General features: G+C 73.5%; 12 protein-coding genes and 1 pseudogene. 4 read left to right on the forward strand and 9 right to left on the reverse strand.

Annotated elements, in window-relative coordinates; all coding sequences use genetic code 11:
• The first annotated feature begins 34 nt into the window (after positions 1 to 34).
• From ACIQK6_RS26925 to ACIQK6_RS26935, 3 genes are read left to right on the forward strand one after another with little or no spacing between them, the layout of a single operon-like run.
• Positions 35 to 541, forward strand: a complete 507-nt coding sequence (locus tag ACIQK6_RS26925; protein ID WP_314252823.1) for a PadR family transcriptional regulator — start codon at positions 35 to 37, stop codon at positions 539 to 541.
• Positions 538 to 1,329 carry an ABC transporter ATP-binding protein gene (locus ACIQK6_RS26930; protein WP_376102063.1) on the forward strand — a complete coding sequence of 264 codons (792 nt, stop codon included), beginning with the start codon at positions 538 to 540 and terminating at the stop codon, positions 1,327 to 1,329. The genes ACIQK6_RS26925 and ACIQK6_RS26930 overlap by 4 nt, the downstream gene beginning before the upstream one ends.
• Before the next feature lie 2 nt (positions 1,330 to 1,331).
• On the forward strand, positions 1,332 to 3,677 hold the full coding sequence (locus ACIQK6_RS26935; RefSeq protein ID WP_402695611.1) for an FtsX-like permease family protein: 2,346 nt from the start codon (positions 1,332 to 1,334) through the stop codon (positions 3,675 to 3,677).
• Between the two features lie 64 nt (positions 3,678 to 3,741).
• On the opposite strand, the pseudogene ACIQK6_RS26940 reads toward ACIQK6_RS26935, so the two are convergent.
• The 6 genes and pseudogenes from ACIQK6_RS26940 to ACIQK6_RS26965 all read right to left on the reverse strand — a co-directional run bounded on the left by ACIQK6_RS26940 (position 3,742) and on the right by ACIQK6_RS26965 (position 9,192).
• Positions 3,742 to 4,575: pseudogene (locus ACIQK6_RS26940) on the reverse strand (NAD(P)H-binding protein).
• 103 nt (positions 4,576 to 4,678) lie between these two features.
• Positions 4,679 to 5,230, reverse strand: a complete 552-nt coding sequence (locus ACIQK6_RS26945; RefSeq protein ID WP_329106585.1) for an AAA family ATPase — start codon at positions 5,228 to 5,230, stop codon at positions 4,679 to 4,681.
• Positions 5,227 to 5,811, reverse strand: coding sequence for an NUDIX domain-containing protein (locus ACIQK6_RS26950; RefSeq protein ID WP_329106587.1), 585 nt, complete (start codon positions 5,809 to 5,811; stop codon positions 5,227 to 5,229). Before ACIQK6_RS26950 ends, ACIQK6_RS26945 begins: the two co-directional genes overlap by 4 nt.
• A gap of 117 nt (positions 5,812 to 5,928) precedes the next feature.
• On the reverse strand, positions 5,929 to 6,828 hold the full coding sequence (locus tag ACIQK6_RS26955; RefSeq protein ID WP_266601440.1) for an NUDIX domain-containing protein: 900 nt from the start codon (positions 6,826 to 6,828) through the stop codon (positions 5,929 to 5,931).
• Positions 6,829 to 7,081: 253 nt separating this feature from the next.
• Positions 7,082 to 7,570, reverse strand: coding sequence for a DUF4265 domain-containing protein (locus ACIQK6_RS26960; protein WP_266601442.1), 489 nt, complete (start codon positions 7,568 to 7,570; stop codon positions 7,082 to 7,084).
• An 89-nt stretch (positions 7,571 to 7,659) separates the two neighbouring features.
• A complete protein-coding gene (locus tag ACIQK6_RS26965; RefSeq protein ID WP_402695612.1) occupies positions 7,660 to 9,192 on the reverse strand; it encodes an adenosine deaminase in 1,533 nt (510 codons plus the stop codon).
• A gap of 578 nt (positions 9,193 to 9,770) precedes the next feature.
• Here ACIQK6_RS26965 and ACIQK6_RS26970 point away from each other — a divergent pair.
• Positions 9,771 to 10,604, forward strand: coding sequence for a PIG-L family deacetylase (locus ACIQK6_RS26970; RefSeq protein ID WP_266601447.1), 834 nt, complete (start codon positions 9,771 to 9,773; stop codon positions 10,602 to 10,604).
• Between the two features lie 232 nt (positions 10,605 to 10,836).
• On the opposite strand, the gene ACIQK6_RS26975 is transcribed toward ACIQK6_RS26970, so the two are convergent.
• The 3 genes from ACIQK6_RS26975 to ACIQK6_RS26985 are packed head-to-tail and all read right to left on the reverse strand — an operon-like array spanning position 10,837 to position 14,531.
• Positions 10,837 to 12,942 (reverse strand): xanthine dehydrogenase family protein molybdopterin-binding subunit, encoded by a 2,106-nt coding sequence (locus tag ACIQK6_RS26975; protein ID WP_329106595.1) that lies wholly within the window; start codon positions 12,940 to 12,942, stop codon positions 10,837 to 10,839.
• Positions 12,943 to 12,981: 39 nt separating this feature from the next.
• Positions 12,982 to 13,989, reverse strand: a complete 1,008-nt coding sequence (locus ACIQK6_RS26980; protein WP_329106597.1) for a xanthine dehydrogenase family protein subunit M — start codon at positions 13,987 to 13,989, stop codon at positions 12,982 to 12,984.
• The gene (locus ACIQK6_RS26985; RefSeq protein ID WP_402695631.1) at positions 13,986 to 14,531 is read right to left on the reverse strand and encodes a (2Fe-2S)-binding protein; all 546 of its coding nucleotides are present in this window, start codon (positions 14,529 to 14,531) and stop codon (positions 13,986 to 13,988) included. The genes ACIQK6_RS26980 and ACIQK6_RS26985 overlap by 4 nt, the downstream gene beginning before the upstream one ends.
• Positions 14,532 to 14,883 lie beyond the last annotated feature (352 nt).

The following is a 14,883-nucleotide window of genomic DNA, read 5'->3' on the forward strand; positions in this document are numbered from 1 at the left end:
CCGTTGACTACGGAGCGGGAAGGAGGGGGAGCGAGTGCGGCTGGCGCTCCTTGCGCTCCTCACCCGTAGCCCTGCGCACGGTTACGAGCTGAAGCAGGACCTTGAGAAGCTCCTGGGCGCCGCGTACCCTCAGCCCAACGTCGGCCAGATCTACGTCACCCTCGGACGGCTGGAGAAGAGCGGCCTCATCGAGGGCGAGGACGTCGAGCAGTCGGGACGCCCCAACAAGCGCACGTACAAGCTGACGGACGCCGGACGCGAGGCCGTGCTGGCCTGGTTCGAAGACACCACCGAGGAGCCCCGGGTACGGGACGAGTTCTTCATGAAGCTCGCGCTCGCACCGCAATCGGGTCTGGCCGATCCGGTCGCACTGATCAACAAGCAGCGGCGGCAGTACCTCAACACCATGCGGGACCTGTCCAAGCTGGCCGCGGCGGAGGACCGCGACAACAAGATCTCCCAACTGCTAATCGAGGGCGCGATGCTGCACCTGCAGGCCGACCTCGACTGGCTGGAACGCTGCCAGGAGGAGCTGGAATGAGCGACGCCGCCACCACCGCCGCTCCCGGCGCGTCCGCCGAGCCCATCGTGCGGGCCGAGGGCCTGACCAAGACGCACCACGGCGAGGGCGTACCGGTGCACGCCGTGCGCGGGGTGGACCTGTCCGTCCGGCCCGGCGAGTTCGTCGCGGTCACCGGACCCTCCGGAGCAGGCAAGTCCACGCTCCTGCACCTGCTGGGCGGCCTCCAGCGCCCCGACAGCGGGAAGCTGTGGATCGGCGGGGAGCGGGTCGACGCGTACCGCGAGGCCCGCTGGGCGGTCCTGCGGCGCCGCAGCATCGGCGTCGTCTTCCAGTTCTTCAACCTGGTCTCCAACCTCACCGTCGCCGACAACGTCGAACTCCCCGCCCTGCTCGCCGGCGCCTCCCCGAAGGCCGCCCGCGCATCCCGCGGCGAACTGCTCGCCGAACTCGGCCTCGAAGGCCGCGAACGCTCGATGCCCGGCGAGCTGTCCGGCGGCGAGCAGCAGCGGGTCGCACTCGCCCGCGCCCTGGTCAACCACCCCGCACTGCTGCTCGCCGACGAGCCGGCCGGCAGCCTCGACAGCAAGGGCACCCGCGAGGTCCTGCGACTGCTCTCCCGTTTCCACCAGCGCGGCCAGACGATCGTGATGGTCACCCACGACGCCCGGATGGCCAGCGCCGCCGACCGCGTCATCTCCTTCTTCGACGGGCGCATAGCCGACGACGCACAGCTCGGCGGCGGACGCCGCGGGCCGGCCCGCGGCGTCTCCGGAGTGCTGGACCTGGACCTGGAACTCAAGGAGTGACCGTGCGGGCCACGCTGCGCTGGGCGCACGCCGACTTCCGCGCACACCGCGGCGAAGCCCTCTTCGTCGTCCTGGCCAGCGCCGGCATCATCGCCTCGCTCCTACTCGCCGGCGCACTGTTCAGCTACGCCGCCAACCCCTGGCAGCGCGTCTTCAACCAGTCCCACGGCGCACACCTCTGGCTCCACACCCGCGCCGGTGCGGACACGGCCGCCCTGTCCCGCGTGGACGGGGTCGCCGCCCTCTCCGGGCCCTACCGCACCACGGCCACGACGGTCGAGTCGCGCGGCGCCCGAGCCGGAGTGACGCTGCGCGCGGCCCGGGCCGTGCCCCCGGAGACCGGACGACCGCTCGTCACCGAGGGCAACTGGCTCGCCCGTCCCGATGGCACCGCCACCGGCACCGGTGCGGGTTCCGGCAGCGCCGCCCTCGTCCTGGAAGCCTCGGTCGCGCGGGCCCTGTGGGCGGAGCCGGGCGACACCGTACGGGTCACCGGCCCGGACGGCGCCCCGCACGCACTGCGGGTCAGCGGGATCGCCGAGGTGGCCGAGCCCCGCTACCACCCGGGCGGCGGGCCCGGCATCGGCTGGGTCCTCGACGGCACCCTCGACGAGGTCGCCCACGGCGACACCGGTCAGAGCGTGGGCCTGCGCCTGCACGACCCGGACGACACCGACTTCACCGTCCAGCGGGCCGTGACCGTCCTCGGCGCCGACCGGGTCGCCCAGGTCACCAAGTGGCAGCAGGCACGGGCCGAGGCGGGCGGCGACGAGCGGCTGCTCGGGCAGATGTTCGCCGTCTTCGGGCTCGGCGCACTGCTCGCGGCCGCGCTCGCCGCCGCCGGAGCGATCGGCGCCCGCGTCCGCGGCCAACTGCGGGACATCGCGATCCTCAAGGCCGTCGGCTTCACCCCCGGCCAGGTGACCCGCGGCTTCCTCGTACAGCACCTGGCCTTCGCCCTCCTCGGCGTGGCCCTCGGTACGGCGGCGATCGCGCTGCTGGGCGCTCGGATACCCGGACGGATCGGGGAAGCGGCGGCGGTGTGGCAGGACCTGCCCGGCCATACCGCGCTCATGATCGGCATCCCGTGCGGCGCGGTGCTGTTGATCGCGGCCTCGACCGGGCTCTCGGCCTGGCGGGCCGGCCGGGTCCCACCGGTGCCGGTGGCCCGGGCTGCGCTGCCGTCCGCCGCGCCGATGACCGCGCTCGGCAGGCGGGCGCTCGGCGTACGCGTGCCGCCCGCCCTGGTCCTCGGGTGGCGTGCGGCCTTCCCGCGCCGCGGCCGGACGCTCGTCCCCGTCGCCAGGCTCGCCCTGCCGCTGGTCCTCATCACGGTCGCACTCGTCGCCTGGTCGACGCTGGACCAGTTCCGCAGCCGGCCCGCGCAGATGGGACTGCCCGCGGCACTGACCGTACGGGCCGGACAGTCGGCCGGGGGGTCCGACGCGGAACTGGAGCGGACCCTCGCCGAGGTCCGGGGGGTGGCCGCGGTCCACCCCGGCGCCGAGATGGCGGCGCTCGTGCCGGGTCAGACCGGCACCATCACGCTCCGCGGCCTGGGCACGGCCCGGGACCCGTACCCCGCCAAGGTGGTGGAAGGGCGCGCGGTCAGCGGCCCCGACGAGGCGGTGGCCGGAGGGGGCCTGCTCGACCTCCTCGGAGTACGGGTCGGCGCGTGGGTGCGGATGACCGTCGAGGGCCGGCCACAGATCCTGCACGTCGTGGGCCGCACCATCGAACCCGAATCCGGGGGCCGGGTGATCACCACGAGCATCGACGCGCTGCGCGAGCGCGATCCGGGGCTACGACCCGACTTCCACGCCCTCGTGCTGCGCGAGGGCGCGGACCCCGAGGCGGTGAGCGCCGCGCTCGCCGGGGCGACGGCCGGGGCGCTGGAGGTCCGCGAGACGCCGAACCCGGTCGACCGGCTGGAACCGGCGCGCGCGGTGATCGCGGCCCTGATCGCGGTCCTGGCGCTGATCGGGCTGATCGAGCTGCTGACACTGATCGGGACCGGCGTACGGGACCGCGGCCGGGACCTGCTCGCGCTGAAGGCGATCGGGCTGACGCCCCGCCAGATCGGCGCGATGATCGTGACGGCCGCCGGGCTGACGGCGCTGGCGTCCGCCGTGGTGGGTACGACGGTCGGGGTGCTGTCCGGCAGGTGGCTGGTGGACACCCAGGGCGCGTCGAGCGGGATCGGCGCGGGCATCGCCCAGCTGCCGCCGCTCCCCGTGCTGTTCACCGTGATCGTCGGGGCGGTGCTGGGCGCGGTGGTGGTGGCGGTGCTCCCGGCGACACGGGCGGCACGCAGGCGGCCGGCCGACTCGCTGAGCGAGACCCTCTGACGCTCCGACGCTCCGACGCTCCGACGCTCCGACGCTCCGACGCTCCGACGCTCCGACGGGCCGCTCAGCGGAACACGTGGGCGTTCTCCTCGGCCCACTGCCGGAACGACCTGCCCGGGGAACTGGTGACGTGCGCAACCGTGTCGCGCACGGCCAGCAGCTCGGCATTGACGTCTCCGCCCGTGACGTCGAGCACCGCATCCGCGGCCTCCTCCCCGAAGACGGCGGCCATCTGGGCGTGCGCCTCCCCTCGGCTGACCTCGATGAAGGGCACGTCCCGCCCCAGTGCTGCGGCGATGGCCTCGACCTGTTGCCGGGCCGTCACCGGCTCCGGGCCGGTCAGGGCGTACGTCCGCTCCCGATGGCCGGGCTCGGTCAGGGCGACCCGCGCCACCGCCGCGATGTCCGCGGGGTGGATCGTGGGCAGCCCGGTGTCCGCGTACGGGGCGCGGACCGCCTGGCCGTCGCGGATCGACGCCGCCCACATCATGGCGTTCGAGGCGAACTGCGTCGGTCGCAGGATCGTCCACGCCATGCCGCTGTCCTTGAGCAGCTACTCGACCGCCAGGTTCTCGCCGGCGGGGCCCAGGTGCGGATGGGTCTGGACGGTGATGGACGACACCAGCACCACGTGCTCGACACCCGCCCGCCGGGCTGCCGCGAGGATGTCCGCGTCCGGGCCCGTACGGGACACGAGGAACAGCGAGCGCACCCCGTCCAGAGCGGGCTCCAACGACGCGGGCACCGCGAAGTCGCCCTCGACGGCCTCGACCCCCTCGGGGAACGTCGCCCGTGAGGCGTCACGCGTGAACCCTCTCAGCGGTCCCGCGCCGCATCCGTGCAACTCCCTCATCAGTGCCCTGCCGATGTTTCCGGTGGCTCCGGTCACGAGGATCATGTGCGCGTTCTCCCGCCCTCCGTTGATCAACTTGAGGACACGCTAGAAGCTCGATCGCACTTCAGGTCAAGGAGACTCCTGGCGAGGGCGGGACCACGGAGCATCAGGGTCGGTCGATGCGCGCGGGCAACCCCGCGAGACCGGTGTCGCGCATGATGCGTTCGACCGTGTCGGGCAGCGCGCTGTCGGCTCCGATGACGGTCTCGACGCCACCGGGAAGGAGGTCGCGCTCGCGGTACCAGTCCCGCAGTTCCCGCTCGGTGACCTGAGCCAGATAGTCGGGGTCGGCCTTCGAGGCATGCCGGGTCAGCGTCTCCTCGATCGGGACGTCGAGGTAGTAGCAGCGGGACACTCCACGGTGGTCGCCGAGCAGGCCCGCCAGCATGTCGCCGTACCGGTCGGCGTGCAGGATTCCCTCGACGACCACGTGGTAGCCGGCGTCCAGTGCGTAGCGGGCGACCGTGTCGATCAGCCCGATGTTGGCGCCGCCGGGCACGTCACGCTCCCTCAAGACGACCCGCCGCACGTTGTCCTGGCCGACGAGGGCCAGGCCACGGCCGAACCGGTCGCGGATCCCCGCCGCCACCGAGGACTTGCCCGCCGCCGAGTTCCCGCGAAGGACCACGAGCCGGGTCCCGTCACTTCCCACGGTCATTCGGCGCACCCTACCGATCCCCGAGGAGCCGGGGGAGGGGGCGGGGGAGGAGGCGGGGGCGGGCCGGGCAGGAGTCGGGTGCGGTCGGCGCCGTCCGCGGCGTACTCGACGAGGTCGCCGGGCTGCTGGAAGTGCACGGCGGCGGGGGCGCCCGCCCGGTACGCGTCCAGGCCGGCCCGGCAGTAGGCCACCATCGGCTCCGGCAGAGCGCCCAACGGGTACCAGCCCATGCCGTCACACCGGTCCGGCTCCGTCACCCGGGGCACGCCCGTCCACCGCCGTACCTCGAAGAAGACGCCGATCCGCGAACTGCCGCCCCGGGGAGGGCGGTGGTGGACGGTGACCGCCGCGGTCACGTCCGGCGCCGCGATCAGGACGCCGGTCTCCTCGCGGGCCTCCCGGATCACGGCTTCGACCATGTCCTCGTCCGGGTCGAGATGCCCGGACGGCAGGTGCCACAGGCCGGTCGCGTACACGGGCCCGGCCCTGCGCGACAGCAACACCTGCGGGCCGCAGCTGCCGTCGCGGCGCAGTACGAGGTGGACGTCGACCGGCACCGTGTGCCGGGGGCCGCCGCTCACGCTGCGGTCCGGGGGCGCGGGGCGCGGCGACCGCGGTCGTGCGGATGGTCCGGTGCTCGGGTGACGGTGCACCGGATCGTGGTCGTGGTCGTGGTCGTGGTCAGGGTCATGGGTGGTTCATGCCCAGCCGAGCTCGGTGTAGAGGCGACCGGCCCGGATGCCCTCGAGCGCAGCCCGGGCGTAGGGGACGACCGGTTCCGGGAGGTCGCCGACGGGCCACCAGTCCCAGGACAGGCAGCGGTCGGGCTCGCGCACCTCGGGTGTGCCGTGCCACTGCCGCGCGCGGAACACGAGCTGGATGCGGGGCAGGCCGCCCGGTCGGTCCACGACGTGCACGACGTGGACCAGTTCCACGTCGCCCGGGTCGATGCCCAGGCCGGCCTCCTCCTCCGCCTCCCGCACGAGGCAGGCGACGGCGGACTCCTGCTCGCAGTGTCCGGCGAGGAAGTGGTGGGTGGACGCCGCGAAGGCGGAGTCCGGGTGCCGCAGTCCGAGCAGGACCCGCCCGTCGCGTTCGAGGTAGAGGTGAACGCCGACGACGTTGCGTCGCGCCCGGCCGCCGGGTCGGGCCGGGGCCGGTACGGCGGCCGGGGCGAGGCCCCGGGCCCGGTGGAGGTCGATGACCTCCTTCGTCCACGGGCACATCGTCAGGAAGGGGATCGTGGCCGCGTCGAAGTGGCGGAACATGATGCCTTCGGGGCACGGGAGTTCGTCGGCGTCCCCGTCCCAGGCCCCCAGGTACACCTGGATGCGGCCCTCGGCCGGCCCGTCCGGCCCGGGCCCGTGGCAGCTGACGACCGTGAAGGGTTCCAACGGCACGGTCAGGCCGGTCTCTTCGAGGAGTTCCCGCTCGACGGCCTGCGCCGCCGTCTCCTCGCCCTCACGGCCGCCGCCCGGGACCGACCACGTGCCCGGATCGCAGATGTCCTTGTTGGCGTCGCGCAGGTGCAACAGGTACCGGCCTCGCGAGTCGACCAGCAGCGCGGCGGTGCCGTGCGGTTCGACGGATTCGGTCATCGGAGCTCCTTCACTCGTGCTCTGGAGAACGGTCCGGATCGGGGGCCGTCACGGCCGGGCCCGGGGCATCGCGCGAACCCGTGTTCGGGTGTGGGGCAGGGCCCTTGCGGGCTCGGGCCGGCCGACGTTGAAACTCGCTCGAACAGGTCGGTGTCACTCCTGAGGGGGATTGCGGGCGGGGGCTCGGGCGGCGCTGGCCAGGCGGTGGTGATCTGACGGCGCTGGTCAGACGGCGGTGGTCAGACGGCGCTGGTCAGGCGTTCCACCATGCGTCCGTGCCGCAGCCGACCTCGTAGTGCCACCACCCTTCGTCCCGCCCCCGGTCCAGGAGGGCTTTGATCCCGGCGAAGTCCGCGCCGGCCGGCGCGGTCAGGGCCAGCATGGGGAAGTCCTCGCTGAAGACCTCGCCGCCGAGCCCGAACTCCGACAGGCGCTGGTGCACCGCCTGCGGGCTGCGGCCCAGGGGGCCGGTGGGTACGGGCAGCACTCGGATCGTGCAGTTGCCGGAGGAACTGACCCGCCCGACGGCCCAGTGGAGGCCGTCGGAGTCGGTCCGGTACCGCACCACATCCCCCTCGGCCACCCCGTCCTGGAGGAAGGGGCAGTTCTCCACGCTCGCGGTGTCATCGCCGAGCTTCATCGCCCACAGGCCCTCGGTGTCCTGCGGGAACCACCCCTCGCGCGGGACGAACCGGAACCACACCTTGATCTTCTCGACCGCGTTCTCCATGACAGCCATCATGCGCCGATCCTCGATGCCACCGCGGACGGGGCGTGCGGGCCGGCCCGCGCCCGTGAGGGCCGCGGGCCGGCTCCGACCAGGTCCCGGGATCAGTGGGAGCCGGGGCGGGTGGTGCGGGCGTGGTCGGCCTCGAAGCGCCGGAAGGCCGCCTCCTGCCGCCACTCGACCTGCGCCTTCGGGCTGGCAGCCAGGAACCGGGCGCACCGCTCGCTCGGGTGCTCGGCGCCCTGCTGCTCCTTGGCACACGCCCCGGTCGGACGGTAGCCGGTACGGACGTCACGGTTCCACAGGCCCCGGCCGGGCAGGAACGAGTGTTCCAGGGAGGCCCGGGCGAGGTCCTTCAGCTCCGGGTAGCCGAGTCCGTACATCTCCGCAGCCCTGCGGTACTCGTCGGTGATCTCGATCCGGGACACGCCCGGGTCGTCGGTGGCGAGGACGACCGGCACGCCGTGGCGGCGGTAGGTGGCGAAGGGGTGCGCGTCGCCGGAGACGCGCAGGATCTGCTCGTTGCTGTGGAAGGGGACCTCGACCGCGATGCGCCGCTCGGCCATGTAGCGCATGAGCGACTCCCAGCGGTCCTCGTGCAGGACGGACACGCCGTGCCCGATCCGCTCGGCGCGGCCGGTCTGGGCGGCCTCCCTGATGTGGAAGGTGAGGTCCTCCGGCTTGACCAGGCCGGGCACCAGCTCGCCCGCGTGCAGGGTGATGTGCGCCGTCGGGTACTGGGTCTTGAGGTAGTTCAGCATCCGCATGTGCAGGCGGTAGTCGCGCAGGGCGACCAGGTCGTCCTCCGGCTGCACCAGGTTGACGGCGACGAAGCGCGGGTCGCGCTCGGCCAGCCGCATGCCGAGCGCCATCTGGGTGAACACCCGCTCGGGGGTGCCGGCGCGGGCGACCTGGGAAATCCACCGGTACGGCAGCGAGCACGCGGCGTCGGGCTGCGGAGTGTCACAGTGCGCGGCGCCACGGAACTCGACGTCGGTGGTGTCGGCATCGGTGCGGGCCTCGCGGACGACCGCGTCCAGGCCCCCGCCGGCGAGGAGCTTGTCGTGCATGCGGTCCAGGTCGGCGTCGTAGCCGACCCGGTCGGCGAGCTCACGGGCCTGGCCGGAGGCCGGGGAGATCATGGTCTCCAGATAGAACTGGTTCTGTCGGGCCACGGAGTTGGCGACCTGCGCGAGCATCCGGCCCGGGTGCCGCCAGGTCACCTCGCCGAACTTCCCGAAGGTCGCGAAGAAGTGGTCGTGGCCGTTGCCGTCCGCCGGGAAGTCCTGCATCGACCAGGCCCGGATCACCTGCTGGCGGAACGCCGCGTCGGTGACGGCGTCGGCGGCCGGCCGGGTGCCCGCCCCGCACGGCGGGGGTACCGCCGTGGTGGTGTCGGTGGTGATGCAGAGGCCGTCCCCGGCTGCGAGTTCGATCAGGAACTCGGTGGTGACCGCTCCGGACAAGTGGTTGTGCAGGTCACCACCCTTGGGGAGGTCGGCGAAGAAGTCTCCGGCACGGCCCGGCCCGGAAGCCGGGGGCGCGACGGAGGCGGGGGTGGCGGCCGCCGCGTACGCGGAGGCGGGCGCGAGCAGGGCGAGGGCGGAGAGCGCACCGATCAAGTGGGATGGGATCACGGGCACATGGTGGTGAAGCGGACCACCGCGCGCCGGTAGGCCGTGCCGAGCGCCTCCCCGCGTCACCCGGGAGGCCCCGCAGAGGATCGTTCCTTCCAACGAGGACCGCACCCACCACCTGCTCCTAGGGCACACCCTCTGGGCACAGGTACGCAGGACACCTCATGGAGTTGAGCCGTCGAGCCGGCCCCCGATCGCGACTCTCACCCCGCGACGTCGGGGAAGACGGCGTCCGTGATCCGGAGCATCTCGGCTTCGCTCAGGTGCGGGGGCGACCACCCGCGGAGGCGTGCGTGCTCGACGAACCGCGATCGGCCGGCGGGTGCCGTCTGATCGGGCCGCCCGCACAAAGGGCCGGCCGGGCGGGCCAGGACGGAGGTCGTCTGGAAGGCTGAGCGGCAGTGCCGGGAACAGCCGGGCCGGTCGGCGCGGTTGCACCGACCGAGGGACCGGCGCCGCACGGGCGGGGAGCACGGCGACCACGAGGTCGTCCGCCCCACCGGGATCCGGCCCTCCAGGATCGCGGTGAGTCCGCCGCGGACTCGGACCGAGAAGTACTTCCTCAGGAGGATTGTTTCGTGGCTGACCGGCCCTTGACGCTCATGGCAGTGCACGCCCACCCCGACGACGAGGCCACCGGAACCGGAGGGGTCCTCGCGCGGTACGCGGCAGAAGGCATCCGCACGGTTCTCGTGACGTGTACCGACGGCCGTTGCGGCGACGGACCGGGCGGGACCAAGCCGGGCGATCCCGCGCACGATCCGGCGACCGTCGCCTTGATGCGCCGTCAAGAACTCGAGGCGAGCTGTGACGTCCTGAAGATCAGCGATCTCGAAATGCTGGACTACGCCGACTCCGGGATGATGGGCTGGCCGAGCAACGACGCTCCCGGGTCCTTCTGGCAGCTCCCCGTCGAGGAAGGCGCGGCCCGACTCGCGGAACTCATGCGGCACTACCGACCCGATGTGGTCGTCACCTACGACGAGAACGGCTTCTACGGCCATCCCGACCACATCCAGGCCCATCGCATCACGATGGCGGCGTTGGAGATGACCGCGCTGACACCGAAGGTGTACTGGACGACGATGCCCCGCTCGGGGATGCAGCGCTTCGGGGAGATCATGCGCGAGTTCCATGAGGAGATGCCGGAGCCGGATCCCGCCGAGGCCGCCGCGATGGCCGAGATCGGCCTCCCCGACGATGAGATCACCACGTGGGTGGACACCACCGCGTACAGCGGTCAGAAGTTCGACGCGCTGGCCGCGCACGCCAGTCAGGGCGAGAACATCTTCTTCCTCAAGATGGGCAAGGAGAGGTTCGGCGAGTTGATGGGCATGGAGACCTTCGTACGCGTCAAGGACTCCACCGGCGCGGCCGTGCCCGAGAACGATCTCTTCGCCGGACTGCGCTGATCCCCTGTCCGACCGGGTCCGGGGAAGCTCGTCGGCCGTACGGCTACGGATCCTGCCTCCCCGCGCGTGCCAGCACGGGCGATGCAGGAGCTCGGCCGGTGCGGGTTCCCAGACCCGGACGTCGTCCCGCGGGACGCGCCGCCGCCGATCGAGGACGCCTCGCCCGGCAGCGCCTCGCCCGGGGCCGCGCGGCGGCCCGAAGCCGATCGCGGCTCCGGGCGCCCGGTTCTCCTCAGCTGAGGGCCGCCAGGACGCGGTCCGGGGTGAGCGGGAGCGCGCGGATCCGACAGCCGGTCGCGTGGTGGAAGGCATTGCCGATGGCTGCCGCCGTGCCGACGATGCCGATCTCGCCGATGCCCTTGCCGCCCACCGGGTTGAGGTGCTTGTCGTGCTCGTCCAGCCAGTGCACCTCGATGTCGGGCACGTCGGCATGGACGGGGACGTGGTAGGAGGCGAGGTCGTTCTGGGTGAAGTCCCCGAAAGCCGGGTCCATGGTGCTGTGTTCGGTGAGGGCCATGCCCAGGCCCATCACCATGCCGCCGACGAACTGGGAGCGGGCGGTGAGCGGGTTCAGGACGCGGCCCGCGGCGAAGACGCCCAGGAGCCTGCGGACCCGGACCTCGCCCGTGACGGTGTCGGTCTGCACCTCCGCGAAGTGGGCGCCGAACGCGTGCCTGGCGTACGGGGACTTCTGCTTGGCGGAGGCCGTCGTATCGGCCGGGACGGACACTCCGGCTTCCGGGATCGGGCCGGGGCGGCGGGCGAGCAGGGCGACCAGGCTCGTGCAGGCGTCGTGGACCGCCCAGCCCCAGGAGGCCGTACCGGCCGAGCCGCCGGCCACCGAGCCCTGCGGCAGTGCGGAGTGCCCGATCTCCACCGCCACCCGGTCCAGGGTGACCCGTAGCGCGTCGGCGGCGATCTGCGCCAGGACCGTACGGGCGCCGGTGCCGAGGTCCGTGGCGTTGGTCTGCACGAGGTAGGTGCCGTCGGGGAAGGCGTGCGCCCGCGCCGAGGAGGGGGCGACGTACACCGGGTAGGTGGCGGCGGCGACCCCGGTGCCGATCAGCAACGGGCCGTCCCGGCGCGGCGTGCGGTGCGCGGCCCAGTCGAACCGGGCGGCCCCCTCGCGCAGGCATTCCACCAGATGGCGGCTGCTGAACGGGTGGCCGCTGTCGGGCTCTGCCCCGGGCTCGTTCCGGACGCGCAACTCGACCGGGTCGATGCCGAGGGCGCAGGCCAGCTCGTCCATGGCCGATTCCAGCGCGTACATGCCGGGACACTCGCCGGGTGCCCGCATCCAGGAGGGCGTGGGGACGTCGAGGGGCACGACGCGGTGGGTGGTGAGGAGGGCCGGCGCGGCGTACATGACCCGGGCGGGGACGGCGGCCTGTTCGACGAACTCCCGGACGCGGGAGGTGTGGGTGGTGACCTCGTGGGCGAGGGCGGTGAGCGTGCCGTCCGTACGTGCGCCCAGGCGTACGCGGTGCAGGGTGGGCGCCCGGTGTCCGACGACGGCCGCGAGGTGGCGCCGGGGCAGGGCGAGGGTGACGGGGCGGCCGGTGTGCCGTGCGGCCATGACGGCGAGGACGACGTGCGGGCGGGGGGTGCCCTTGCAGCCGAAGGCACCGCCGACGTGCTCGGAGACCACCGTGACACGGTCCGTGGGCAACTCGAAGAGGGCGGCCAGTGTCGAGCGTACGAATCCGGATCCCTGGCTGGAGTCGTACACGGTCAGGGTTCCGGCGTCGGCGTCCCAGTGGGCGGTGGCGGCGTGCGGCTCCATGGGGTGGTTGTGCAGCGGCGGTACGGCGTACGCGCAGTCCACGCGCACCGGCGCGGCGGCGAACGCGGCGGCCGCGTCGCCCTTCTCGCGGTGGCCCGGATAGCCGCCGTTGACCTGCTCGGGGGTGTAGGCGGCCGGGTGGCCGGCGTGCAGCACGGCATCGTGCGGCTCGGCGTCGTAGCGGACGCGGACGGCCGCGGCAGCGGCCCGGGCGGCCTCCGGGGTTTCGGCTACGGCCAGGGCCACGTACCAGCCGCGGTGGGGGACTTCGGGGTCCTGGAGCACGCGGAGGGTGGGGTCGTCGGAGGGGCCCAGCCGGGGCGCGTCGTAGGGCGTGAGGACGTCGAGGACGCCGGGCAGCGCGAGCGCGGCGGCGGTGTCGACGGCGGTGACGCGTCCGCGGGCCACGGCGGCGGGCACCGGCCATGCGTACGCCCGGTCCGGCAGGGCGTACTCGGCCGCGTAGCGGGCCCTTCCCGTGACCTTCTCCCGGCCCTCCAGGCGGGTGGCGGGACTGCCGAGGGAGGGCGCCGGGGCGGCGGGGCTGGAGTCCATGGCGGGTCCTCGCGATCGGGGGCGGGGCGGAGGGCGTCTTCAGGGGCGGGAGCCGCGGGAGGGGGGACTCCCGGAAAGGGAGTGGAGTACGTCGCGGGCGAGGCTGCGGGCGAGGGGGACCTTGAAGGCGTTGTCGTGCAGCGGCTCCGCCGAGTTGAGCTCGGCCTCGACGGCCTCCCGTACGGCGCTCTCGGTGGGCGCGGCGCCCAGCAACCGTTCCTCGGCGGCGGTGGCGCGCCAGGGGCGGTGGGCGAGCCCGCCGAAGGCGAGCGCGACATCGCGGACGCGTCCCCCGGAGACGTCGAGCACGGCGGCGACGGAGACGAGCGCGAAGGCGTACGAGGCGCGGTCGCGGGCCTTGCGGTAGCGCGACGGGAGGCCGGCGCGGTCCGGCGGGAGCGTGACCGCAGTGACGATCTCGCCGGGCTCGATGACGGTGTCCCGTTCGGGGTGGTCGCCCGGCAGCCGGTGGAAAGCGGTCGCGAGTACCGTACGGGCGCCGTCGGGGCCCTGGAGCTCGACGGCCGCGTCGAGCGCGACGAGCGCCACCGCCATGTCGGACGGGTGGGTGGCGATGCACTGCGGGGAGTGGCCGAGGACGGCGTGGTCCCGGTGGACTCCGTCACGGGCGCCGCAGCCGGAGCCGGGCTCCCGCTTGTTGCAGGGCTTGGCCACGTCCTGGAAGTAGGGGCAGCGGGTGCGCTGGAGCAGGTTTCCGCCGGTGGTTGCGACGTTGCGCAGCTGGGCCGAGGCACCGGCCAGGAGCGCCTGGGACAGGACGGGGTAGCGGGTGCGGACGAGGGGGTGGAGCGCGAGGTCGCTGCCCCGTACCCCGGAGCCGATCCGCAGGCCGCCGTCCGCGGTCTCCTCGACGGTGCCGAGCGGCAGGCCGGCGAGGTCGACGAGGGTGTCGGGGGCTTCGACCCCGAGCTTCATGAGGTCCACGAGGTTGGTGCCGCCGCCGAGGTAGTGGGAGCCGGGCCGCCCGCCGTGGGCGGCGACGGCCTCGGCGAGACCCGTGGCGCGCACGTACGCGAACGGCTTCACGTGACCACCCGTCCGTCACCGGAAGCCCGGGCCGGGGCAGTGGCCCCCGAGGCTGCGGCCACGTCCCGTACGGCGTCCACGATGCGGGGGTACGCGCCGCATCGGCACAGGTTGCCGCTCATCGCCTCGGCGATCCCGGAGCGGCTGAGGTCCGCGGCCCCGGGGTCGGTGGCCGCTTCGGCGAGCAGGCCAGCGGCGGAGCAGAGCTGACCGGGCGTGCAGTAGCCGCACTGGAAGGCGTCCCGTTCCATGAAGGCCTCCTGCAACGGGTGCAGGCCGCCCGCTCCGTCGCCGCCCAGTCCTTCCACGGTGGTGACCCGGGCGCCGTCGTGGGCGACGGCGAGCAGGAGGCAGCTGTTGGCCCGCCGGCCGCCGACCAGGACGGTGCAGGCGCCGCACTGGCCGTGGTCGCACCCCTTCTTGGCGCCGGTCAGGCCGAGGTGCTCCCGCAGCAGGTCCAGGAGGGTGACCCGGTGGTCCACGTCGAGCTCGTACCGCTGGCCGTTCACGTGCAGCCCGACTCCGGAGCGGGTCTCCTGCATGGGATGCGCCACTGGTGCCCCTTCGTCCAGGAATGTCGATAGACCTCCCTCGAATAACCGGCCGGGGCGGATCTCACACCTCCCGTGTGGTGCAAGCGGGTGCATGCCGGTGGGGCGGCGGGCCGATCCGGCAAGCCGCCGACAGGGCTGTGACCGGGACCGGCCGACGGGCCGCGCTGGCCGCGCCCGTGGTGCGCCGTCCCCGCGTCCGGGTGCCCGCGGACCCTGCTGACGCTGCCGCGTCCCGGCCGGGACGGGCCGCCGCGGCGGCTTCCCCCGGGGTTTCCCGGGCGCGTCGGAGTCGGTGAGAACGCCTGCCGCGACGGGCCCGCCCAAGCCGTACGCGGTCTTG

Origin of the sequence: Streptomyces sp. NPDC091682 (genome assembly GCF_044756625.1) — a bacterium.
In the GTDB taxonomy this organism is placed as follows: Bacteria; Actinomycetota; Actinomycetes; order Streptomycetales; family Streptomycetaceae; genus Streptomyces.